The sequence below is a fragment of the Synechococcus sp. PH41509 genome (genome assembly GCF_020514285.1).
In the GTDB taxonomy this organism is placed as follows: domain Bacteria; phylum Cyanobacteriota; class Cyanobacteriia; order PCC-6307; family Cyanobiaceae; genus Parasynechococcus.
On record NZ_VTLD01000017.1, the window covers coordinates 1 to 20,373 of the forward strand.

Here is a 20,373-nt window from a genome sequence, read left to right on the forward strand (position 1 = left end):
GATTACACGGTGCAGAACTTCAACGGCATCTCCGTGAAGCTGTACGGCCGAGGAGGTATGGAGCTGTGGGCCAGCGACCGTGGTACGACATGGCGTGCCAGCGGAGGTGTGACCTTCCAGTTCTGATCTCAAAAATGGTCAGTAAGTCCACTCCTTAATGGGGTGGACGACGCCTCGTTTCAGGCTTTGCGGAATTCGATCAACCGCGAGAAGTAGAAGGGGGCCTTGTTCAGGCTGCGGCGCACCAGCTTGAAGCCGCAGGCTTCTGCCGCTTTGACGATGCCGTCTTCCTTCAAGGTGTAGGCCCGGGTGGTTTTGCTGGGGCCAGGGAACAGTTGACCGATGCCCTTCAGCAGAGCCAGCAGCGGCGTGTAGGGCGCAAAGCTCACGATCAGGCGCTCTTCCGTGAGGCTGCAGAGGTGTTTCACCATCTCTTCGGCCGGTTGCTGTGGGTAATGGATGAACACATCCAGGCAGCACACCGTGTGGAAGGAGCCGCTCAGGCTTTCCAGGTCGCTGGCGAAGAAGTTGAGCTTGGCCATGTCGAGGCCGGCCTCGCGCGCCCGGCGCTCAGCTTCCTTGGCCATGGCCTCGGAGATGTCGCTTGCATTGATCGACCCAGCCCCCATGGCCGCCAGCGGCAGGCTCAGGCTGCCGACGCCGCAGCCGGCGTCGCAGAAGCTCGCCTGGTTCAGTTCTCCGCTCTCCTTGATCCAAGCCAGCACTTCATCGACGGTTTTCTGGTGACCGATACGGATGTTGCGCTGCACCTTGTTCACGTCATCACTGTCGCTATAGATGCGATTCCAGCGATCAAATCCCGTGGTTTCGAAATAACCTTTGACGACCTTTTTTTCATTCTCTTTTATTTCAAGCTTCTGTTCCGCTGCCACTGTGTTTAAACGATTTTGATCATGTTACCACTGGATATTGCTGATCATGTCTCTGTGTTCCTGAGTGCTTGCCGCCCTTGGTGGCCTTAGTCGCGCCAATCTTTCTCAATTTGCTCTGTCAGTCCGCTTCTATTCAATTTTGCTATTTCAACATTTATCGCTTTTTTGAGTTCTTGATTGATGTTGCTTCCGAAGACGAAAGCCTGCGGTGTTTTGCTTGGCATTTGGTAGGAGAGTTCGAATTCATCTTCTAGTTCCGCTTGCTTGAGTATTGTTTTGTATGTGGTTATATTCGTTACCATGTGCTTTGGATTTGGATCACTTTTCCCTTGAATTAGTTCCATTAGGTGTTGCTTGTCTGATGCATATATCGGAGTTGCGCCCATGTTGAGCGTGATTCCTGCATTGTTCATCTGTTTCTCTAGCCAGTGAGCATTAGATGTTTCTTTTTGCACTGCCAGGCCTTGTTGGAGAAGTTGGTAAAGTTCCTTGTTGGCTAGTTCGTTTGTTCTTTTTGTGATATTTTCTTCGAAGATAATTGTTGCCGTCGTTCCGATAATGGCTCCCATTAGCAGTGTATGCACAAGGCTTGTGATTAAAACTGTGATGTGATCACGGATCTTGTTTCCGACAATTGTGTCAATGCCATCATTGAGTATCAAAAATGTCCACACTTTCGTAAGTCGCCTGGCTTTTAGCTTTGACGCGGGTCTTGAGTTGTTGAAGTAACTGGATGACCATGCCGTTAGGCCTGTTATTGCGATAAGTAGGACGCTACATCGAACAACAATTTTGTTCTGAATGATTTTGCTTACAAGACTGATGACTGGCTTTTTGCTTTGTTGGCTTGCGATGACGATTCCCCCGGTGGTGTAAGGGATGGCGTATTCGATGGATTGCAGTCGTTCGGGTGTGATTTCGTGGCAGGAAGCGATCAGGTCGAATTCTCCATTCGCTGCGAGCGCGACCGCCTGATCAAAGCTTGATATTGGTTGCATTGTGTAACTGATATTGAGTCTTTCGCTAATTCTTCTCCAGATATCGATGGAGAGGCCTTCGAAGTGTTGATCGATTTGATCCGAGCAGGGGAGATAGTCATCAACTGTTCCAACTTTAACGATGCTTCCTGCCCAGGATGGCGTCTCGTTTGCGATAGCTGTTGCGCCTGTGATTGTCGCGCTCACTGTCATGATGACTAGCCCAAGCTTCAGGCCCAAAGCTTTGTAATTCATGGGCTTGGTTGTGCATTTCGCCACGATAATGTTTTTTGGTCGATACTCCAGCGAAGGAGGTCTTGGATAGATCGGCCAAGTAGCGCATCGACGCTCGACCGGCTGGTCTGAATGGCGATGCGTGGTGAAACCGTGGCGCTCCAGATCGCGGCACTGGGGGCGTCACTCCAGCGGGCGAGCCGTTTGACCCCTTCCAATTGCGGCAGGGTGACTCCAGCCAGAGTTCCGTCCTCGAGGCGGCAGGTACCGTTTTCCACGCAAAGCACCCGCTCATCCCAACGGTGTTCCCCGTCGGCCAGGCCGTAGGGGGCGAGGGCATCGCTCACCAGCACCGTCTGCTCCGGCGCCAGCCGCTGCAGCAGCACAGCCATCGTGGGATGCACGTGCACGCCATCGGCGATCAGCCCCAAGGCGATCCCGCCGCGACGGCAGGCCTCTCCTAGCGGTCCCGGAGCGCGGTGGTGCAAGCCCGGCATCGCGTTGAAGGCGTGGGTGAGCATGGCCACCCCCTGATCGAATCCGGCGCGGGCCTGCTCGGCATTGGCGGCGCTGTGGCCGAGCGCCACGCTGATCCCTAGATCCCGCAGCCGCTGGATGACCGCAGCACACCCCTCCAGTTCGGGGGCCAGGGTCACGAGCGCCACGTCTGTCTCGAACCCACCAATTCGTTCCGCCAGGGCCTCCATGCTGGGGCGCGCCAGGTGTTCCCGGGGATGGGCACCGCGGCGGGCTTCCGCCAGAAAGGGTCCCTCCAGATGGGCGCCGAGTAACCGGCAACGGCCGGGACGGTGCTGTTGCCGCGCCTCCCGCAGCACGGCCAGGGCCTGGCGCAGTGGTGCGATGCCGCAGGTCACCAAGGTCGGTGCGATCGCCTCGACACCATCGCGCCACAACAGATCCAGGAGCTCCTCCAGACGGGGCAGATCTGCTGGTGTCAGTTCCGGGAAGGCCAGCCCCAATCCGCCGTTGATCTGCAGATCGACCCCCCGGGGGCTGAGCCAGTCGCCGTTCCAATTCTCCTCAGCCTGTTGGTCCTCAGTGCCCATTGCTTCGATGCGGCAGATCAGCCCCTGGGAGTCCAAACAGACGGCATAGCGCTGGTCTCCATCGCCAGGCTGAGGTGCAGGCAGACGAACGTTGGTGATCCGGTGCATCAACGCAACACTGGCCGCGGCAGCCATGGGGGGAGACGATGGCAGTCTTGCCCCTCTGCGTTGTGCCGCCAGTGCTCCCCCGAGTTGCCGTTGTGATGGGAAGTGACTCTGACTTGCCCACCATGGAACCCGCCGCCGCCATCCTGCGCGAGCTGGGGGTGGAAGTGGAGGTTCGGGTGCTCTCGGCCCATCGCACACCGTTGGAGATGGTGAGCTTCGCCAAGGCCGCCCGGGATCAGGGCTTCGGTGTGATCGTCGCTGGTGCCGGCGGGGCTGCCCATCTCCCTGGCATGGTGGCTGCCCTCACCACGCTGCCCGTGATTGGCGTGCCGGTGAAAAGCCGGGCGCTTTCGGGGGTCGACTCCCTCCATTCGATTGTGCAGATGCCGGGTGGGATCCCTGTTGCCACCGTTGCCATCGGTGGGGGCCTCAATGCCGGCTTGCTGGCGGCTCAGATTCTGGCGGTGGCGGATGCTGGCTTGGCCAGGAAACTTGAGGCTTACCGCAGCAGCCTCCACGATGCTGTGGTGGCCAAGGATGCGCGCCTGGTTGATCTGGGCAGCACGGATTACCTCTCCCAGATGGATTCATGAGTGTTCCCGTTCGTTCCACGCTTCGTTCCACGCTGCTTTGGGCGGTGGTGCCGGCGGCCATCGTCTATGCGATTGCGCTGGGCTGGAGTGCTTCAGAGGGCATCAGCGCCAAAATGGTGTTGAGGGATTTGGCCCAGTCCTGCAAGGCACCTCTGGGGGAGGGCTTTCTCTCAAGCGTCGGCTACTTGCTCTGGATGGCGGCCGCTGCCATTGCCTTGTTTGCGGCGTCCACCCGGCAAATCAAAGGCTCCGTTTTGAACCGCCAATTTGCCTTCTGTGGGGGTGGTTTCTCGCTGTGGCTCTGCCTCGACGACATGTTCCTGGTGCACGACCGCTACCTCGGTGAGGCGTTCCTCTACATCACCTACGCCTTCTTCACCGGGCTGCTGTTGTTCCGATTCCGTGGACCACTTCGCCGCTTTGGTGGCGACACTTTTTTGGTTTCCGTTGTGCTGTTGGGCCTGTCGGTTCTGACCGATGCTCTTCAAGGGCTTTGGCCGAATTCCTACGAGACGGTGCAGATTTTTGAAGAGGGATTCAAGTTTCTTGGGATTGCCGCCTGGCTAAGTTTTTGGTGCCATTACGTCAGCTCCGCTTCCAAGGCTTCTTCTCTTGATCAGCACTGATCGAAAAGCGTCATCCTCTCGATGACGCCCTGGCCGGCCTGGTTGCGACTCGGTCTTCTGCTGCCCGTGCTGGGCTTGAACGCCTTTGTGTTGAAGCGCTTGCTGGTTCAGTTCGCGCCGTTCCCTGGGCTGTTTCTGACCGCGGCCTTGATTGCCTTTCTGTTGGACCTGCCCTGCCGCTGGCTCTCGCAACAGGGTCTTCCCCGCGCCTGGGCCATCGTGAGCGTTGTTCTGGTGACCGTGGGGCTCTTGGTTTGGGCGGCCGTGGCCTTGGTGCCGCTGCTGATTGAACAGCTCAGCCAATTGATCAGTGCTTCACCGTCCCTACTGACGGCAGCAGAGCAGTGGATCGACCGGGGTCAGCTTTGGGCGGTGGACCATGGCTTGCCCGCCGATTTCGCTGATCTCAGCAGCGATCTGGTGTCCCAGTTCAGTCGTCTGGCCACGCAGCTGAGTCAGCGCTTATTGGGACTTCTGGGGGCAACGGTCGGCACCACGATCAATGTTGTGATCGTGCTGGTGCTGGCGGTTTTTCTGCTGCTTGGGGCGGATCCCATCGTCGAAGGCCTGGCCCGTTGGCTGCCGGATCGCTGGCGGGAGCTGGTTCAGACGACCCTCGAGCGCACTTTTCGGGGCTACTTCGCCGGCCAGGTGGTGCTGGCGTTGATCCTCAGTGGCGGCCAGCTTCTGGTCTTCACCGCCCTGAAAATCCCCTACGGGGTGTTGTTCGCTGTGCTGATCGGATTCACCACCCTGGTGCCTTACGCCAGCGCTGTGTCGATTGTCTCGGTGAGTGCAGTTTTGGCAGTACAGGATCCCCGCACAGGCTTCGAGCTGCTCGCCGCGGCGATCGTCGTTGGTCAGATCGTGGATCAGGTCATCCAACCGCGGCTGATGGGCAGCATCGTCGGGCTGCAACCGGCCTGGTTGCTGATCGCTTTGCCGATCGGTGCCCGGGTGGGTGCCCTCTACGGCGTGGGGGATCTCCTTGGACTGCTGTTGGCGGTTCCGGTGGCCAGCTGCATCAAGACCCTGGCCGATGCCGCCAGGGCCGGCGATGTCAGGCCGCCGGAATCACCCCCCGCTCCTGGAGTGCCTTGATCACCAGCTCCACGGAGTCGGCCAGATCCTGCTTGCCGGTGTCGATCTTCAGCTCGGGCGTCTCCGGTGCTTCGTAGGGGCTGGAGATGCCGGTGAATTCTTTGATCTGCCCAGCCCGTGCCTTGGCGTAAAGGCCTTTGGGATCCCGGGATTCGCAGACATCGAGATCGGCAGCGCAGAACACCTCGAGAAAGTCACCGTCCTCCACCAGGCCACGGGCCTTGTCTCGATCAGCGCGGAACGGGGAGACGAAGGCGGTCAGCACGATCACGCCTGCATCCAGGAACAGCTTGGCCACTTCACCGATGCGGCGGATGTTCTCCTCACGGTCGGCATCGGAGAAGCCCAGGTCCTTGCAAAGGCCATGGCGGATGTTGTCCCCGTCAAGCACGTAGGTGGCGAGCCCCCGCTCAAACAGAGCCGCGTTGACGGCATTGGCCAGGGTGCTTTTGCCGGAACCCGAAAGTCCGGTGAACCAGAGGATGGCACTGCGGTGTCCGCGCTGCTTCGAGCGCTCGTCTCGGCCAACGGAGGCTTCATGCCAGGCGATGTTGGTGGACGCACCCTTATTGGTGAGTTCTCCGTAGGTGGGGCTGGCAGTCATGGCAAAGGCATGAAGTGGCGGCCATTCTCACTTACCCACCAGCCCGTTTCGGCCGGTATCCCTCCTTGCTGAGCAGCTCGAGAGTCAGGTCCACCTGATCCCCTTGAAGTTCGATCACCCCGTCTTTGGCGGTGCCGCCACTGCCGATGCGTGTTTTGAGCTTCTTCAGCAGAGCCTTGAAGCCCGCAGCATCAAGCTCCAAGCCACGGATCACCGTGACGGTTTTGCCGCCTTTGCCGCCGCGGGTGGGCTGCACCCGCACCATTTGCTGAGACTTTGCTGTGGGCTCCGTCGTCGCCCCGCTCGGTCGCTGCAGACTGTCCGCGCTGCTGAATTCCTGCCAGCCGCCCTTCGGCATCCACCCGTCGCAATCGAGATGCATTGTCGATGACCACCCATGCTGCGCCCACAACAACACCTCGCTGGGCCGATTCCAGCCGCGGCCTCGGCCGTCTGATCGAGGCGTTGATCGGTATCGGCCTGCTGCGTCGTCCCCTGTTCTTCCAGGCGCGGCAGCTGATCATTCGCACGGCTGAGCGTAACGGCATTCCTTGGAGGGCCCGACGCAAGGAGCTGCAGCAGGCGGCAGAACCGTTGCTGGCTGCCAGCACTACGGCAGGTCTCACCCCGCCGGCCTATTACCTGTCTCGATTCCATGCCTATGAGCAGGGCAACCTCTGCTGGCAGGCTGCCGCTGAAGCCGAGCAGGCCACCGATGCCATGGCTCTGCGGGTGTGGCCGGAGGAGCAGCTGATGCCTGCCGAGGCTCAGGCACGGCTCCGCGATGCCATTCATGCTGTGGCGGAACCGTTGCTCCCCGCCTCGATCGATCGTGTCGTGGATCTGGGCTGTTCCGTCGGGGTGAGCACCCAGGCCCTGGCCCGCTGGCTGAATGCCCGTGCCGAAGCCAACTCTGCGCACCCTCCGACGCTGATCGGCCTGGATTTGTCGCCGGAGATGTTGTCGGTGGCCCGCGTGCGTGATCCCCAGGGCCTTGTGCATGACTGGCGCCATGCCGCCGCCGAAGCCACTGGGCTGGCCTCGGGTTCAGTCGATCTGGTCAGCCTGCAGTTCGTCTGCCATGAGCTTCCCCAGGGGGCGACCCTTGCGGTCCTGGCCGAAGCGGCCCGGTTGCTGCGGCCTGGTGGTGTTCTGCTGATGGTGGATCAGGACCCTGGCTCCTCGGTGCTGCAGCGCTTGCCGGCGCCGGTGGCCACGCTGCTCAAGAGCACAGAGCCCTTCATTGAGCAGTACTTCGCCCTGGATCTGCCCGCAGCGCTGCAGGAGGCCGGGTTCCGGAATCCCAGCATCCGTGCCTGCGACCCACGGCACCGTGTGATCGCCTGCTTACGCTGAGCCGACGCTCCAACGTGGATCCGTGACCAGCACTTTGCCCAACGCCAGCACTCCGGATCCCTCCCGCTTGCAGCCGGCGGTTCGTCCCGGCGCCCATGGTCGCTTTGGTCGATTCGGTGGGCAGTACGTGCCTGAAACCCTGATGCCGGCTTTAGCGGAGTTGGAGCAGGCGGCCGCCCAGGCCTGGAATGATCCGGCCTTCACTGCTGAGCTCAATCGCCTGCTGAAGAACTATGTCGGTCGGGCGACACCGCTCTATGAAGCTGAGCGTCTTACTGCGCATTACCGCCGCTCCGACGGTGGTCCCCGCATCTGGCTCAAGCGAGAAGATCTCAACCACACCGGGGCGCACAAGATCAACAACGCTCTGGGGCAGGCCCTGCTGGCACTGCGCATGGGTAAGAAGCGAATCATTGCTGAGACCGGTGCGGGCCAGCACGGCGTCGCTACGGCCACGGTCTGCGCTCGCTTCGGTCTCGAGTGCGTGATCTACATGGGCGCCGAAGACATGCGCCGCCAGGCCCTCAACGTGTTTCGCATGCGCTTGCTGGGCGCCACGGTGCAACCGGTGACGGCGGGCACCGCCACCCTTAAGGACGCAACTAGTGAAGCCATCCGCGACTGGGTGACCAACGTTGAGTCGACCCACTACATCCTTGGCTCCGTCGCTGGCCCGCATCCCTATCCAATGTTGGTGCGGGATTTCCACGCGGTGATTGGTGAAGAGTCCAAGCAGCAGTGTCAGGAGGCCTTCGGACGGCTGCCGGATGTGTTGATGGCCTGTGTGGGTGGTGGCTCCAATGCCATGGGCCTGTTCCATCCCTTCGTTCAGGACACCTCTGTTCGTCTGATCGGCGTTGAGGCCGCCGGCGATGGCGTGGCGACAGGCCGCCACGCCGCAACGATCACCGAAGGCCGTGCCGGCGTTCTCCATGGCGCCATGAGCCTGTTGTTGCAGGACGGCGACGGCCAGGTGATGGAGGCTCACTCCATCTCCGCTGGTCTCGACTATCCCGGTGTTGGCCCTGAGCACAGCTACCTGCGTGAAATCGGCCGGGCGGAATATGCGGCCGTCACCGATCAGCAGGCCCTGGATGCCCTGCGGTTGGTGAGTGAGCTGGAGGGAATCATTCCGGCCCTGGAAACCGCTCATGCCTTCGCTTGGCTGGAGCAGCTCTGCCCAACCCTGGCCGAGGGCACCGAAGTGGTGATCAACTGCTCCGGCCGAGGCGACAAGGACGTCAACACCGTGGCCGAGAAGCTGGGGGATCAGCTTTAAAGCTCAGGTATCAAGCCAGCAGCAACTCAAGATGTCGGGCTACGCGCTGCACCGCAGCGCGTGCCGTGGCATAGGCCATGCGCATGGGACCTACGAGGGCCACGTGCCCGAGCCCCTCGTTGCAGCGATAGGGGGCTTGAACCACCGCACACGCCTCCAACGCAGGCTGCGGATGCTCGTCGCCGATCCACACCCGTGCGGATGCACCGCGACTGATCAAGGTGCAGGGTTCTTCGTCGATCAGTTCCAGCAGCGGTCGAAGGCTTGCCGTGCTTTCAAATTCCGGTTCGCTCACCAGCCTTGAGAGGCCATGCACCACGACAGACGTGGGGTTGTTGGTGGGAGTGGGCTGGTCGAGGGCGCTGCGCAGCACGGCGCCGCTGCGTTGCAACTGCCTGGGCAGTGCCTCCCAGTTCAGCTCGCCCTCTTCGAGCTGCGCCGACGCCCAGCGTTCCATTGCGGTGAGTTCGGCTTCGGCGCCGTGCGGCAGGCGCAGGTTGAGATGGCTGGCGCTGCCATTGGCTTCCACCAGCATCACCAGCAGTCGATCACCACTCGGCACCAGACGGATCGTCTCCAGTTGGCGGTTCTCCTGCTGCGGTTGGGTGATCAGGCTCATCAGGCCGGTGAAATCCGTGAGTCGCCGCGCAAGATGCATCAGCAGGTCATCGAGACCCGCCCAGCGCAGGCTTAGGCCCGTCAGCTCCCGTTCCAGGTGCTGAACGGCAACGCCTGGTTCAGGCAGCAGCGCATTCACGTAGTGCCGGTATCCCATCGGACTGGGAATGCGTCCGGCCGATGTGTGTGGTTGATGCAGCAGACCACGACGTTCCAGAGCTCCCATGGCGGAGCGAACGGTGGCTGAGCTGGCGGGGATGCCGAAGCGTTGCACAAGGGTCCGGCTTCCCACCGGCTCCATGGTGTCGACGTAATGGTGCACCGTCGCCTGAAGCACCTGTTCTTGCCGAAGGGACAGGGGCTTGCTCATCAGTAGCGGGGAATGCTGGGATCCACCTGCAGGCTCCAGGCATCAATTCCTCCCTCAAGGTTCCATACCTCGAGGCCCCAGGGCTGGTCCAGCAGCCACAGGCCGAAGTGGTAGCTGCGAATGCCTGCATGGCAAACCACCACCACCGCTTGATCGGGTTTGAGGTCAGCTTGCAGCGTCGTGAGCCATTCATTGGATTGGCTTAGGGGTCGGTGCAGAACTGCGCCGGGGAAAGGTGCGATCGCGAGCTCAGCCGCCTCACGCACATCCACCAGCTGGGGTGAAGGCTGCTCACTTTGCAGCCACTTCTGCAATTCGGAGGCTTGGATTGGTTGTGGTTGGGATTGGCCCATGGCGCCATTCTGCGTTGATGGACAAAGATGAAGGGATCCGAGAACGCCGGCCCATGAAGGCCCGCTCCTTCCTCAGCGCTGCCGGCGCTGTGCTGCTGTCGCTGCTTCTTCTGGCTGCTGGTCTGCTTTGGACCATGGATCGCCAGAGCCCCCTTCACCTGGCTGAGCAGCCTTTGCGTCTGCCCCGGGCGGCTCGCTTTGTGCCGAGGGATGCCGATTTATCCCTGCACTGGCTGGCCGATCCCAGGCGTCTGCCCGCCTATGCCCAGGCCGTCGCCCCTGCATCGGAACGCCGCGATGCCCGCGATGGTGCACGGCAGTGGCGTGAGGGGGTCTTCGCCTTGGCGGGCCTGCAGTTCGGTCTTGAGCTAGAGCCCTGGCTTGGTGAGGAAGTCAGCCTCACCCTCACCGATGGGGCCTCCAACGCCGGCTGGGTTCTGGCCTTGACCAGTCGGGATGACGATGGCGCCAGGCGTTTCTTGCAACGGTTCTGGCAGACCCGCAGCCTGGCGGGCACCGATCTGCAGATCAGCAGTTACCGCGGCATCGGTGTGATCAGCGGACAGGGGGCCTTGGTGGGGCATGACCCCCAACCTCTGGCCACGGCCTTGATTGATGACGACCTGCTCTTGGTGGCCTCAGGCCGGGGCGTGCTGGAGCAGGCCCTCGATGTCTCCCAGCTTCCGGATCAGCATCAGCTGGGGGATGAACGTCTGCAGCGTCAGGTCGCTGATCTCGGTGAGGGTGTGGCGCTGCTGACGGCATCGCCACACGCCCTTCAGCATTGGTTGCAGTTTCCTGAGGTGGTGGCCCAACGCGAGGATCTGAACGGGCTTGTGGCTTCGCTTCGGCCGGAGGGTTCGACCCTGGCGGTGGATGGGCGACTCGGGTTCCAGCAAGCCATTGCTTCCGCCCCATGGCCTGAACTGACGGATCTGACCGCCTCGGCTGGTGGACATGGCCGTTGGCTGGCGCAGCTGCAAAGTCCAGCACGTCTGTTGGATCCGGGCGAAAGCCATCCGCTGGCCCAGTGGTTCGGCCCGGTTCTCGCGCAGCAGTTGCGGGACCAGCCGGCTGCAGATGCTGTTGTTCAGTCCGATGACGGCCCTCTCCTCTGGCAAGACCAGTCCGAGGGCTGGCTCTTGGCCACGCGCTCTCAAAGTCCCGCCAGGGATGCGGTGGATGCACGTCTGCAGGAGCAAGGCCTGACCCGGTCTGAGCTGGACGGAGATGGTGAGGTCTTGAGTGTGTGGACGCGTCTTGTTCGCCAGCGGGGACGCCAGCCTGGAGTGGATGCCCAGCTGGCCGTGGCTCAGGTCAGCTCGTCCTCTCTGAACTGGTGGGGTGAGTCGTTGATGGCTCTGGCGCAGCGTCAGAACGGACGTGCCCTTCAGCCTCTCGTGAACCAGTGGCAGGAGCTCGCATCGGCCTCCCAACCCGTGCAGGCTCTTCTTTTGGCGGATGCCCCGGCTCGATCACTGTTGGGTCAATGGCGGCCGTGGGGGCTGCTGCAGGTGATGGCAGGTCGGCCCTTGCAGGACCAGGTCCGGGGTCTGGCGTTCGCCGTCGACGCTGATCGTCTGGAGCAGAGCGGCACCGAGATTCCTTTGCATGCCCGCCTCGAACTCGGCTGAACTGGTTCTGCTGCGGCATGGCATCGCAGAACCCCGCCAGGCGGGGCGGGATCATCCGGATCGCCCCCTCACCGCAGCTGGGCGTCAGCGCACGCAACTGGTGATGGCAGCTTTGGTGCGACGAGGGCTGAGGCTGGATTGCCTGTTGTCCAGTCCTTACCGCAGGGCACTGCAAACGGCTGAACTGGCCCTAGAGGCAGGGCTCGCCTCAGGCCTTGCGGTGGATGAACGCCTCAAACCAGGAGGGGCCCTTGAAACGCTGCTGAGCTCGGTCGATGGACGGCTCGGCCTGGTGGGCCATGAGCCGGATCTTGGAGATCTGGCCTGCATGCTTCTGGGGTGTCCCCCTGGTGGCCTCCTATTGAAGAAAGCCGGCGTGATCCAGCTGCATTGTTCGGCGGGCCAGTGGCAGTTGCAGACCTTGCTTCGCCCGGCACTGTTGATTGACGATTTAGGTTGCTGATAGAGGCAATCAGGTGGTGGCCCAGCAGCAGACAGGAGACCTGCGCCATGCGCGGACCGGGATCGAACTGCGGCCAGGCCTCGACGGTGTTCCGGCGACCCAGTCGGCCATCTGCGATATCGATGGAGACCAGGGGCTGCTCACCTATCGCGGCTACCCGATGCAGGATCTGGCAGCCAATAGCAGCTTCCTGGAGACGGCCTACCTGCTGATCTGGGGAGAGCTGCCCAGCCGTGATCAGTTGGCGCAGTTTGAGCACGCTGTCCAGATGCACAGGCGTGTCAGCTTCCGGGTGAGGGACATGATGAAGTGCTTCCCGGCCAGCGGCCATCCCATGGATGCCCTGCAATCGAGTGCAGCATCCCTCGGCCTGTTTTATTCCCGGCGGGCCATTGACGACCCGCAATACATCTATGACGCGGTGGTACGGCTGATTGCCAAGATCCCGACGATGGTGGCGGCCTTTCAGCTGATTCGCAAAGGCCAGGATCCGATTCAGCCTCGGGACGATCTGGCCTATTCCGCCAATTTCCTGTACATGCTCACGGAGCGGGAGCCGGATCCCCTGGCGGCGCGGATTTTTGATCGCTGTCTGATGCTCCATGCCGAGCACAGCCTCAATGCGAGCACCTTCAGTGCCCGTGTCACCGCCAGCACCCTTACCGATCCCTATGCCGTGGTGGCCTCGGCCGTCGGCACCCTGGCGGGGCCGCTTCACGGCGGGGCCAATGAAGATGTTCTCGCCATGCTGGAGCAAGTGGGAAGCCCTGCAAACGCCGGCGCCTTCCTCGACGATGCCGTCGCGTCCAAGCGGAAGGTCATGGGCTTCGGCCACCGTGAGTACAAGGTCAAAGATCCCCGCGCTGTGATCCTTCAGTCGCTGGTTGAGGAGATGTTTGACAGCTTTGGCCATGACGACCTCTACGACGTGGCCCGGGCGATTGAGCAGGAAGCGGAATCCCGGCTCGGCCCGAAAGGCATCTATCCCAACGTGGATTTCTATTCCGGGCTCGTTTACCGCAAGCTCGGTATTCCCAGGGATCTGTTCACGCCAGTCTTCGCGATCGCCAGGGTCGCCGGCTGGCTGGCCCATTGGCGTGAGCAGCTGGGGGCGAACCGGATTTTTCGGCCCTCGCAGATCTACTCCGGGTCACAGCCACGCTCCTGGATGCCCATCGAGGAGCGAGTTTCGGCTCCGGCCGCCTAAGTTGCACCCACTTCCGTCGACACCATGGTGAGTCCGGGACTTGACCTGGAATTGAGCTTTAGCCAGGCGCTGCAGGGCTTAGGCCTCTCTCCAGAAGTGGCGAGACTGCTCTGGCTGCCGCTGCCCATGCTGCTGGTCCTGGTGGCTGCAGTGGTGGGTGTGCTGGTTTCGGTGTGGCTGGAACGCAAGATTTCCGCCGCTGTCCAGCAGCGAATCGGTCCGGAGTATGCCGGTGCCCTGGGCGTGCTTCAGCCCCTGGCTGACGGCCTCAAGCTGCTCGTCAAGGAAGACATCATCCCGGCGCGGGCCGACAGCCTGCTGTTCACTCTCGGCCCGGTGCTGGTGGTGGTGCCGGTGATCATCTCCTGGCTGATCATTCCTTTCGGCCAGAACCTGCTGATCAGCAATGTGGGCGTGGGGATCTTCCTCTGGATCGCCTTCAGCAGCATCCAGCCGATCGGCTTGTTGATGAGCGGCTATGCCTCCAACAACAAGTACTCGCTGCTCGGTGGGCTGCGGGCCGCGGCTCAATCGATCAGCTACGAGATTCCCCTGGCTCTGGCGGTTCTGGCCATCGTGATGATGACCAACTCGCTGAGCACGGTCGACATCGTGGGTCAGCAGACCGGTGCCGGCATCTTGAGCTGGAACATCTGGCGTCAGCCGGTGGGCTTCCTGATTTTCTGGATCTGTGCCCTGGCCGAGTGTGAGCGGCTGCCCTTCGACCTTCCCGAAGCTGAGGAAGAGCTGGTCGCCGGCTATCAGACCGAGTACGCGGGCATGAAGTTCGCCCTCTTCTACCTGGCGGGTTACATCAACCTGGTGCTCTCGGCCGTCCTGGTCAGCGTTCTGTATCTCGGTGGCTGGGGCTTCCCCATCCCTGTGGAGTGGCTGGCCGGCTGGTTGAACCAGCCCATTGATGCCCCCGTGGTGCAGGTGATCACGGGCACCGTTGGCATCGTGATGACGGTGCTCAAGGCTTATCTGCTGGTTTTCGTGGCGATCCTGCTGCGCTGGACCACCCCCCGCGTGCGCATTGACCAGCTGCTCGACCTGGGCTGGAAGTTCCTGCTGCCCCTGTCCCTGGTGAACCTTCTGGTGACAGCAGCCCTCAAGCTCGCCTTCCCCGTTGCATTCGGCGGCTAGGTTTTCCTACCTAGGATTTCTTCGCTCCCGGCTCCGCTTCGTTCTCTCCCCTTCAGACCATGTTCGGCTTCCTCAAACAGGTCGGTGATTACACCCGGGATGCAGTCGATGCAGCCCGGAATCTGGCCCAAGGCTTTTCGGTCACCTTCGACCACATGCAGCGCCGTCCGGTCACGGTGCAGTATCCCTACGAGAAGCTCATCCCCTCCGAGCGTTATCGGGGCCGGATTCACTACGAGTTCGACAAGTGCATCGCCTGTGAGGTGTGCGTGAGGGTCTGCCCGATCAACCTTCCTGTGGTCGATTGGGTGATGAACAAAGCCACGAAGAAGAAGGAGCTGCGCAATTACTCCATTGACTTCGGCGTTTGCATTTTCTGTGGCAACTGCGTCGAGTACTGCCCCACCAACTGCCTCTCGATGACGGAGGAGTACGAGCTGGCGGCTTTTGATCGCCACAGCCTCAACTACGACAACGTGGCCCTCGGACGGCTTCCCACCAGCGTCACCACCGATCCCTCCGTTGTTCCTCTGCGGGAACTTGCCTATCTGCCGGCGGGCGAGATGGATCCCCACGGTGTTGCTGCCGATCGCCCCCGGGCCGGCCAGCTCCCAGCGCAGGTGTTGGAGACCCTCACCCCTCCTGCCAAGCCCGCTGCCAAGAATGAGGGACAATCCTCCAGTGAGGCCAAGGAGGGCGACGCATGACCATCGCGACAACCACCGAGCTGATCTGTTTCCTGGTGCTGTCTGCCGTTGTGGTGATCGGCGCCCTGGGTGTGGTGCTGCTCAGCAACATCGTCTATTCCGCCTTCCTGCTGGGCGGTGTGTTCACCGCCGTTGCAGGGCTCTACCTGCTGCTGAACGCCAGTTTCGTGGCCATGGCCCAGATCCTGGTGTACGTGGGCGCGATCAACGTGTTGATCCTGTTCGCGATCATGCTCGTCAACAAGCGGGAAGACCTCAAGGCCATTGCCAACCTCACCACGCGCCGTGTGGTGTCGGCCGGCGTCTGCGCCGGTTTGCTGGCGTTGCTGGTTCGTGTTGTGGTCACCACTCCCTGGTCGCTGCCCGGTCCTGCCGCTGTGGGTGAAGAAGCCACGGCCCGCATCGGTGAACACCTGTTCACCGATTACCTCTTGCCGTTTGAGGTGGCATCAGTGCTGCTGCTAATGGCCATGATCGGAGCGATCGTGTTGGCCCGCCGTGATGTGTTGGCCACCGATGTGGTCACCGGTGAAGTGGCTGACCAGGGCTTGATCGAGAAGGCCCGTACCCCCTTGCTGATGAACCGAGCGGACTGATGAGCGATTTCCTTTCAACGCTTCCTTCCCTGCAGGCTTACCTCCTGGTGGCCGCCATGTTGTTCTGCATCGGCGTCTGGGGACTGATCAACAGCCGCAATGCCGTTCGGGTGTTGATGAGCATCGAGCTGATGCTCAATGGCGTGAACATCAATCTGATGGCCTTCTCATCCTTTGTGGATGGAGATCTGATCCGAGGTCAGGTTTTCGCTGTGTTTGTGATCACGGTGGCTGCTGCTGAAGCTGCGGTCGGTCTCGCGATCCTGCTGTCGCTTTATCGCAATCGCGTTACCGTCGACATGGAGCAGTTCAACCTGCTGCGCTGGTAATTCCCGCACACCTGGATCATGCGTCTCGATCGGGTCTGGGTGATCTATCGGGCCGATAGTCAGCCTGCTCAGAGGGAAGCTCGCCAATGCGCCAAGGAGCTGAAAGCCCTTGGAACGGATGTTGTGACCGCGATGTCAGGGCCGAGGGTGAACCCTTTCCCTGGCTTGCTGGCTGTTGAAGATGCCTTGCCCGACCTCGCTCTGGTGCTGGGGGGGGATGGCACGGTTCTTGGGGCTGCCCGCCATCTTGCGGTGCATGACATCCCGATCCTGAGCATCAATGTGGGAGGCCATCTGGGCTTTCTCACCCACGATCGCCGGGTGTTGCGTGGCGATCAGATCTGGCAGCGACTTCAGGACGACCAGTTCGCGATCGAACGGCGCATGATGCTTCAGGCCATGGTCGATCGCCGCTCCGCTGAAGAACGAACGGCGTCCCCTGGCCTGTTGCAACAGCCGGATCTGGAAGATGACGAAGAGCACCACTGGGCCTTCAACGACTTCTATCTGAGGGCCTATCGCGATGAGATTTCGCCCACCTGCACCCTGGAGTTGGAGATTGATGGAGAAGTGGTCGACCAGGTGCGTGGAGATGGCCTGATCCTGTCCACGCCGACCGGATCCACTGGTTATGCCTTGGCGGCGGGGGGGCCGATCCTGCATCCAGGCATTGATGCCATCATCGTCGCCCCGATCTGCCCGATGAGTCTCTCCAGCCGAACGCTGGTGGTGCCGCCGCGGGCCAGGTTGGCGATCTGGCCCTTGGGTGCCGGCGATCACCGCATCAAGCTCTGGAAGGACGGTGTGGGCTGCACCGTCCTAGAACCAGGCGAATGCTGTGTCGTTCAGCAGGCGCGCCACCATGCCCTGATGGTGCTGCTGAACCAAAGTCCCTCGTATTACAGAACGCTGTCCCACAAGCTTCACTGGGCAGGAAGCCTGCACGCGGCGCAGCCGTCCCAGAATTGATCCATGGCTCTGGAGATCGAACGACGTTTTCTGGTGCGTTCTGATGCCTGGCGCGTCATTGCCGGCCCCGGACAGCCTTTACGACAGGGGTACCTGGCCGCCAGCGCTGAGGGTGTGACGGTACGGATGCGACTGCGGGGGATGAAGGAGGCCTGGCTCACCCTCAAAGCTGCTGCTGATGCCGTTGGACTGGTACGCCATGAATTCGAATATCCAATTCCGGTGGCGGATGCCGAGGCCCTCTGGGATCTGGCTCCATACCGCCTGGAAAAAGTTCGTTATCAGCTGGATTGCCCCGGCGGGGACTGGGTCGTGGATTGTTTCCAGGGGGAGAATGCGCCCCTGGTGCTGGCGGAGGTGGAGCTTGCTTCGGCCCAGGTGGACCTGGTGATTCCACCCTGGTGCGGTCAGGAGATCACAGGGGAGTCCCGTTGGAGCAATGCGGTGCTGTCGCAGCACCCGATTCAGGCTTGGTCGCTGGAGGATCGATGCCGTTTTGGCTGGATTTAAGGCCGGACTGGATTTATCTTCAGATTTCCTTTAGGTTTGAGAGGTTCTGAAGGTGGTCTTTTCCAGTGGTGGGTCTTTACGACACAACTGGAATGCTCCGTTTTGCAGGATCAAGTGTTGAGGCTTGCCTCGAATACGCCACCTTGTTTCGGATCCCTGTCGGTCCTAGCTCCTTGCAAAGCCTTCCGGAGCCTGTCATCTCCACCATCAGGGTGAGGGGGGATCGTTTTCTGGAAGGACGCAACAATTGAAGCCGTCCCGGCAGATCTTGCCGTTGTCCATCGCCCAGTTGAGTAGAGCAACCCTGTTCTTGGAACCGGTTTTGGTGAACACGTTGCTCACGTGGTTGTCGACCGTTCGTTTGCTGATGGTGAGACGGTCGGCGATTTCTTGATTGGTCAGTCCTTCTGCCACGAGTTCAATGATCTCGACCTCCCTGGCTGAGAGGGAGATCCCAAGGGGATCAATTCCGTCGAGGGAGGACATGAGCGACCACCGATGGCGTCATGCTAGTCCGGACCGTTGCTCCGATCCTGCATAGTGGGCCGGTGAAATGGAACGGGATTTGAGGACGGCGCTTCAGCGCGCGATTGAGGCCGGCAATCAGGTCCTCACGGCCGAGGTGATGCCGCCTCGTGGTGCAGATCCGACGCATATGTTGTCCATGGCTGAATCGCTGCGGGGCCGCGTTCATGCGCTGAACGTGACAGATGGCAGCCGGGCCGTGATGCGCATGAGCAGCCTGGCGTCCTGCAAGTTGCTGCTGGAGGCCGGTCTGGAGCCCGTCTTGCAGATGGCCTGTCGGGATCGCAATCGCATCGCCCTTCAGGCTGATCTGCTTGGGGCTCATGCGTTGGGGATCCGCAACCTGTTGTGTCTCACCGGAGATCCGGTGCGCGCGGGAGACCAGGCGGATGCGCGTCCGGTCAATGAATTTGAGTCTGTGAAGCTGTTGCAGCAGGTGCAGGCTCTCAACCGGGGTGTCGATCCCGTTCAGGGCGCCCTGCCGGATGGTGAGACCACGCTGTTCGCCGGGTGTGCCGCTGATCCGCAATCCAGGAGCTGGAGCGGTCTACAGCGCCGTTTGCAGCGCAAGCAGGCCGCGGGAGCCCGCTTCGTTCAAACCCAGATGGTGATGGATCCCTCAGCTCTTGAGCGCTTTCAGCATGAGCTGGCTGGCCCCCTGGGTCTGCCGGTGCTGGCTGGTGTGTTTTTGCTGAAGTCAGCCAAGAATGCTCGGTTCATCAACCGTGTTGTGCCTGGGGCATGCATTCCCGAGGAATTGATCCATCGGCTTGAGTGCTCGGAGCATCCCGCGATGGAAGGGGTGGCCATTGCTGCTGAACAGGTGAAGCGTTATCTCGGCATCGTCACTGGTGTGCACTTGATGGCGATCAAGGCGGAGCAACGTATCCCGATGATCTTGGATCGAGCCGGACTCAGCTCGCTGCCTGGGTGAGATCCGTACCCAGCAGCTCCGCCATGGCCTTCTGCTGGGGGGACGGTTCCACTAGGTCCTGACGCCGGGCGTCGGTGATCAACCAGTCGAGGGATGCTTCCTGCAGGTCGAAGTGATCGCCGTCCTTGCCCACGCAGTAGCGCCCGAATACCAGCTTCTCCAGAAGCTGGACGCCGGCGCCGATGCGTGAATAGTCAAAGATGATCGAATTGTCCACCGTGGCACCCTCACAGATGTGGCAGCTCGGGCCGATCATGGTGGGTCCGATGATCGTTGCGCCGTCTTCGATTTTGGTCATTCCGCCCACGTAAACGGGGCCGGAGACGTTGATTTTGTCCCAGTTGGCGGCCACATTCAGGCCGGTGTACACCCCGGGGCGAACCTCCTTGCCGGGGATTCCCACCTGACGAACATCGCCCATCAACACACTGCGGATGGCTTGCCAGTAGTCGGGAACCTTGCCGATATCCACCCATTCGAAATCCATCGGAATGGCATAGAAGGGTGCTCCAAGCTCGGCCAGTTTCGGAAACAGATCAGAGCCGATGTCGAAGGGCTGGCCCGAGGGGATGTGGTCGAAGATTTCCGGCTCGAAAATGTAGATGCCGGTGTTGATGGTGTCGCTGAGGGCTTCCTCAACGCTGGGCTTTTCCTGAAAGCTTGAAATTCTGTTCTGGTCATCTGTGACCACAACGCCGTAGCTGCTCACTTGATCCTTGGGGACCCGCTTGGTAACAAGGCTGGCAATGGCACCCTTCTCACGGTGCAGACGCAACGCTTCGCTCAGGTCAAGATCAATCAGTGCATCACCGCAGAGCACCACGAAGGTGTCGTCGAAGAAGTGCTGGAAGTCCTGGATTTTTTTGAGTCCGCCGGCAGATCCCAGCGCGTTGCCGATCAGTTCTCCGTCTTCAATCCGTCCTTCGAAGCTGTACGCAATCTCAACGCCGAAACGCTGGCCATCCCGGAAGTAATTTTCAATTTCTTCGGCCAGGTGGGAGACGTTCACCATCACCTCGGTGAAACCGTGCTCCTTGAGCAGTTCCAGCAGGAATTCCATCACTGGCTTCTGCAGGATTGGAATCATCGGCTTGGGGATCACATGCGTGATCGGTTGAACCCGCGTCCCCTTGCCAGCCGCCAGAATCATCGCCTTCATTGGCGTTTCAAGGGG

At 61.1% G+C, this 20,373-nt stretch carries 24 protein-coding genes; 15 read left to right on the plus strand and 9 right to left on the minus strand.

Annotated elements, in window-relative coordinates:
• Nucleotides 1–179 precede the first annotated feature (179 nt).
• The 3 genes from bchM to FZZ88_RS05820 all read right to left on the minus strand — a co-directional run bounded on the left by bchM (nt 180) and on the right by FZZ88_RS05820 (nt 3,279).
• Nucleotides 180–893: a magnesium protoporphyrin IX methyltransferase gene (gene bchM, locus FZZ88_RS05810; protein ID WP_166018417.1), complete on the minus strand. Its 714-nt coding sequence runs from the start codon at nt 891–893 to the stop codon at nt 180–182.
• A gap of 86 nt (nt 894–979) precedes the next feature.
• A complete protein-coding gene (locus tag FZZ88_RS05815) occupies nt 980–2,125 on the minus strand; it encodes an ABC transporter substrate-binding protein (RefSeq protein WP_166018419.1) in 1,146 nt (381 codons plus the stop codon).
• The gene (locus FZZ88_RS05820; protein ID WP_166018548.1) at nt 2,122–3,279 is read right to left on the minus strand and encodes an N-acetylglucosamine-6-phosphate deacetylase; all 1,158 of its coding nucleotides are present in this window, start codon (nt 3,277–3,279) and stop codon (nt 2,122–2,124) included. The genes FZZ88_RS05815 and FZZ88_RS05820 overlap by 4 nt, the downstream gene beginning before the upstream one ends.
• A 38-nt stretch (nt 3,280–3,317) precedes the next feature.
• Between FZZ88_RS05820 and purE the strand changes: the two genes are divergently transcribed.
• The 3 genes from purE to FZZ88_RS05835 are packed head-to-tail and all read left to right on the plus strand — an operon-like array spanning nt 3,318 to nt 5,599.
• Complete coding sequence (gene purE / locus FZZ88_RS05825) at nt 3,318–3,872, plus strand: 5-(carboxyamino)imidazole ribonucleotide mutase (RefSeq protein WP_166018421.1); 555 nt, start codon at nt 3,318–3,320, stop codon at nt 3,870–3,872.
• The gene (locus FZZ88_RS05830) at nt 3,869–4,498 is read left to right on the plus strand and encodes an oxidoreductase (RefSeq protein ID WP_166018423.1); all 630 of its coding nucleotides are present in this window, start codon (nt 3,869–3,871) and stop codon (nt 4,496–4,498) included. Before purE ends, FZZ88_RS05830 begins: the two co-directional genes overlap by 4 nt.
• A gap of 21 nt (nt 4,499–4,519) precedes the next feature.
• Nucleotides 4,520–5,599 (plus strand): AI-2E family transporter, encoded by a 1,080-nt coding sequence (locus tag FZZ88_RS05835; protein WP_166018425.1) that lies wholly within the window; start codon nt 4,520–4,522, stop codon nt 5,597–5,599.
• Here the strand turns inward: FZZ88_RS05835 and cysC are convergent.
• Nucleotides 5,559–6,203: an adenylyl-sulfate kinase gene (gene cysC / locus FZZ88_RS05840; protein ID WP_115024469.1), complete on the minus strand. Its 645-nt coding sequence runs from the start codon at nt 6,201–6,203 to the stop codon at nt 5,559–5,561. The two genes, FZZ88_RS05835 and cysC, sit on opposite strands and share 41 nt — an antisense overlap.
• 31 nt (nt 6,204–6,234) lie before the next feature.
• Nucleotides 6,235–6,561 (minus strand): translation initiation factor, encoded by a 327-nt coding sequence (locus FZZ88_RS05845; RefSeq protein WP_115024994.1) that lies wholly within the window; start codon nt 6,559–6,561, stop codon nt 6,235–6,237.
• 29 nt (nt 6,562–6,590) lie between these two features.
• Here FZZ88_RS05845 and FZZ88_RS05850 point away from each other — a divergent pair, with 29 nt between their 5' ends.
• Nucleotides 6,591–7,559, plus strand: coding sequence for a class I SAM-dependent methyltransferase (locus FZZ88_RS05850; protein WP_166018427.1), 969 nt, complete (start codon nt 6,591–6,593; stop codon nt 7,557–7,559).
• A 22-nt stretch (nt 7,560–7,581) separates the two neighbouring features.
• On the plus strand, nt 7,582–8,838 hold the full coding sequence (trpB, locus tag FZZ88_RS05855) for a tryptophan synthase subunit beta (protein ID WP_166018429.1): 1,257 nt from the start codon (nt 7,582–7,584) through the stop codon (nt 8,836–8,838).
• A gap of 10 nt (nt 8,839–8,848) precedes the next feature.
• Here trpB and FZZ88_RS05860 read toward each other — a convergent pair whose 3' ends face one another.
• Nucleotides 8,849–9,826, minus strand: a complete 978-nt coding sequence (locus FZZ88_RS05860; protein ID WP_166018431.1) for a heat-inducible transcriptional repressor HrcA — start codon at nt 9,824–9,826, stop codon at nt 8,849–8,851.
• Nucleotides 9,826–10,179 (minus strand): rhodanese-like domain-containing protein, encoded by a 354-nt coding sequence (locus tag FZZ88_RS05865; protein WP_166018433.1) that lies wholly within the window; start codon nt 10,177–10,179, stop codon nt 9,826–9,828. The genes FZZ88_RS05860 and FZZ88_RS05865 overlap by 1 nt, the downstream gene beginning before the upstream one ends.
• A gap of 53 nt (nt 10,180–10,232) precedes the next feature.
• On the opposite strand from FZZ88_RS05865, the gene FZZ88_RS05870 reads away from it, so the two are divergent.
• From FZZ88_RS05870 to FZZ88_RS05910, 9 genes are read left to right on the plus strand one after another with little or no spacing between them, the layout of a single operon-like run.
• On the plus strand, nt 10,233–11,813 hold the full coding sequence (locus tag FZZ88_RS05870; protein ID WP_226426237.1) for a DUF3352 domain-containing protein: 1,581 nt from the start codon (nt 10,233–10,235) through the stop codon (nt 11,811–11,813).
• The gene (locus FZZ88_RS05875) at nt 11,791–12,276 is read left to right on the plus strand and encodes a histidine phosphatase family protein (RefSeq protein ID WP_166018437.1); all 486 of its coding nucleotides are present in this window, start codon (nt 11,791–11,793) and stop codon (nt 12,274–12,276) included. Before FZZ88_RS05870 ends, FZZ88_RS05875 begins: the two co-directional genes overlap by 23 nt.
• Before the next feature lie 16 nt (nt 12,277–12,292).
• Complete coding sequence (locus FZZ88_RS05880) at nt 12,293–13,483, plus strand: citrate synthase (RefSeq protein WP_166018439.1); 1,191 nt, start codon at nt 12,293–12,295, stop codon at nt 13,481–13,483.
• A 27-nt stretch (nt 13,484–13,510) separates the two neighbouring features.
• Complete coding sequence (gene nuoH / locus FZZ88_RS05885; protein WP_226409795.1) at nt 13,511–14,629, plus strand: NADH-quinone oxidoreductase subunit NuoH; 1,119 nt, start codon at nt 13,511–13,513, stop codon at nt 14,627–14,629.
• A 59-nt stretch (nt 14,630–14,688) separates the two neighbouring features.
• Nucleotides 14,689–15,336 (plus strand): NAD(P)H-quinone oxidoreductase subunit I, encoded by a 648-nt coding sequence (gene ndhI, locus FZZ88_RS05890; protein WP_166018443.1) that lies wholly within the window; start codon nt 14,689–14,691, stop codon nt 15,334–15,336.
• A complete protein-coding gene (locus FZZ88_RS05895) occupies nt 15,333–15,932 on the plus strand; it encodes an NADH-quinone oxidoreductase subunit J (protein ID WP_038552703.1) in 600 nt (199 codons plus the stop codon). The genes ndhI and FZZ88_RS05895 overlap by 4 nt, the downstream gene beginning before the upstream one ends.
• The gene (gene nuoK, locus FZZ88_RS05900) at nt 15,932–16,261 is read left to right on the plus strand and encodes an NADH-quinone oxidoreductase subunit NuoK (RefSeq protein WP_115024448.1); all 330 of its coding nucleotides are present in this window, start codon (nt 15,932–15,934) and stop codon (nt 16,259–16,261) included. The genes FZZ88_RS05895 and nuoK overlap by 1 nt, the downstream gene beginning before the upstream one ends.
• Before the next feature lie 18 nt (nt 16,262–16,279).
• A complete protein-coding gene (locus FZZ88_RS05905; protein ID WP_166018445.1) occupies nt 16,280–17,230 on the plus strand; it encodes an NAD(+) kinase in 951 nt (316 codons plus the stop codon).
• A 3-nt stretch (nt 17,231–17,233) separates the two neighbouring features.
• The gene (locus FZZ88_RS05910) at nt 17,234–17,740 is read left to right on the plus strand and encodes a CYTH domain-containing protein (protein WP_166018447.1); all 507 of its coding nucleotides are present in this window, start codon (nt 17,234–17,236) and stop codon (nt 17,738–17,740) included.
• A gap of 207 nt (nt 17,741–17,947) precedes the next feature.
• Here the strand turns inward: FZZ88_RS05910 and FZZ88_RS05915 are convergent, their stop codons facing one another.
• The gene (locus FZZ88_RS05915; RefSeq protein ID WP_115024441.1) at nt 17,948–18,226 is read right to left on the minus strand and encodes a response regulator transcription factor; all 279 of its coding nucleotides are present in this window, start codon (nt 18,224–18,226) and stop codon (nt 17,948–17,950) included.
• A gap of 67 nt (nt 18,227–18,293) precedes the next feature.
• Here FZZ88_RS05915 and FZZ88_RS05920 point away from each other — a divergent pair, with 67 nt between their 5' ends.
• A complete protein-coding gene (locus FZZ88_RS05920) occupies nt 18,294–19,199 on the plus strand; it encodes a methylenetetrahydrofolate reductase (protein ID WP_166018449.1) in 906 nt (301 codons plus the stop codon).
• Here the strand turns inward: FZZ88_RS05920 and FZZ88_RS05925 are convergent.
• Nucleotides 19,180–20,358, minus strand: coding sequence for an NDP-sugar synthase (locus FZZ88_RS05925; protein WP_166018451.1), 1,179 nt, complete (start codon nt 20,356–20,358; stop codon nt 19,180–19,182). The genes FZZ88_RS05920 and FZZ88_RS05925 overlap by 20 nt on opposite strands.
• Nucleotides 20,359–20,373 lie beyond the last annotated feature (15 nt).

Coding starts and splice junctions, on each gene's coding strand:
- FZZ88_RS05815 (WP_166018419.1), bottom strand. CDS start 2,125: ATGAATTACAAAGCTTTGGGCCTGAAGCTTGGGCTAGTCATCATGACA.
- FZZ88_RS05820 (WP_166018548.1), bottom strand. CDS start 3,279: ATGCACCGGATCACCAACGTTCGTCTGCCTGCACCTCAGCCTGGCGAT.
- purE (WP_166018421.1), top strand. CDS start 3,318: ATGGCAGTCTTGCCCCTCTGCGTTGTGCCGCCAGTGCTCCCCCGAGTT.
- FZZ88_RS05830 (WP_166018423.1), top strand. CDS start 3,869: ATGAGTGTTCCCGTTCGTTCCACGCTTCGTTCCACGCTGCTTTGGGCG.
- FZZ88_RS05835 (WP_166018425.1), top strand. CDS start 4,520: ATGACGCCCTGGCCGGCCTGGTTGCGACTCGGTCTTCTGCTGCCCGTG.
- cysC (WP_115024469.1), bottom strand. CDS start 6,203: ATGACTGCCAGCCCCACCTACGGAGAACTCACCAATAAGGGTGCGTCC.
- FZZ88_RS05845 (WP_115024994.1), bottom strand. CDS start 6,561: ATGCCGAAGGGCGGCTGGCAGGAATTCAGCAGCGCGGACAGTCTGCAG.
- FZZ88_RS05850 (WP_166018427.1), top strand. CDS start 6,591: ATGACCACCCATGCTGCGCCCACAACAACACCTCGCTGGGCCGATTCC.
- FZZ88_RS05860 (WP_166018431.1), bottom strand. CDS start 9,826: ATGAGCAAGCCCCTGTCCCTTCGGCAAGAACAGGTGCTTCAGGCGACG.
- FZZ88_RS05865 (WP_166018433.1), bottom strand. CDS start 10,179: ATGGGCCAATCCCAACCACAACCAATCCAAGCCTCCGAATTGCAGAAG.
- FZZ88_RS05870 (WP_226426237.1), top strand. CDS start 10,233: ATGAAGGCCCGCTCCTTCCTCAGCGCTGCCGGCGCTGTGCTGCTGTCG.
- FZZ88_RS05875 (WP_166018437.1), top strand. CDS start 11,791: ATGCCCGCCTCGAACTCGGCTGAACTGGTTCTGCTGCGGCATGGCATC.
- ndhI (WP_166018443.1), top strand. CDS start 14,689: ATGTTCGGCTTCCTCAAACAGGTCGGTGATTACACCCGGGATGCAGTC.
- FZZ88_RS05895 (WP_038552703.1), top strand. CDS start 15,333: ATGACCATCGCGACAACCACCGAGCTGATCTGTTTCCTGGTGCTGTCT.
- nuoK (WP_115024448.1), top strand. CDS start 15,932: ATGAGCGATTTCCTTTCAACGCTTCCTTCCCTGCAGGCTTACCTCCTG.
- FZZ88_RS05905 (WP_166018445.1), top strand. CDS start 16,280: ATGCGTCTCGATCGGGTCTGGGTGATCTATCGGGCCGATAGTCAGCCT.
- FZZ88_RS05910 (WP_166018447.1), top strand. CDS start 17,234: ATGGCTCTGGAGATCGAACGACGTTTTCTGGTGCGTTCTGATGCCTGG.
- FZZ88_RS05915 (WP_115024441.1), bottom strand. CDS start 18,226: ATGTCCTCCCTCGACGGAATTGATCCCCTTGGGATCTCCCTCTCAGCC.
- FZZ88_RS05920 (WP_166018449.1), top strand. CDS start 18,294: ATGGAACGGGATTTGAGGACGGCGCTTCAGCGCGCGATTGAGGCCGGC.
- FZZ88_RS05925 (WP_166018451.1), bottom strand. CDS start 20,358: ATGAAGGCGATGATTCTGGCGGCTGGCAAGGGGACGCGGGTTCAACCG.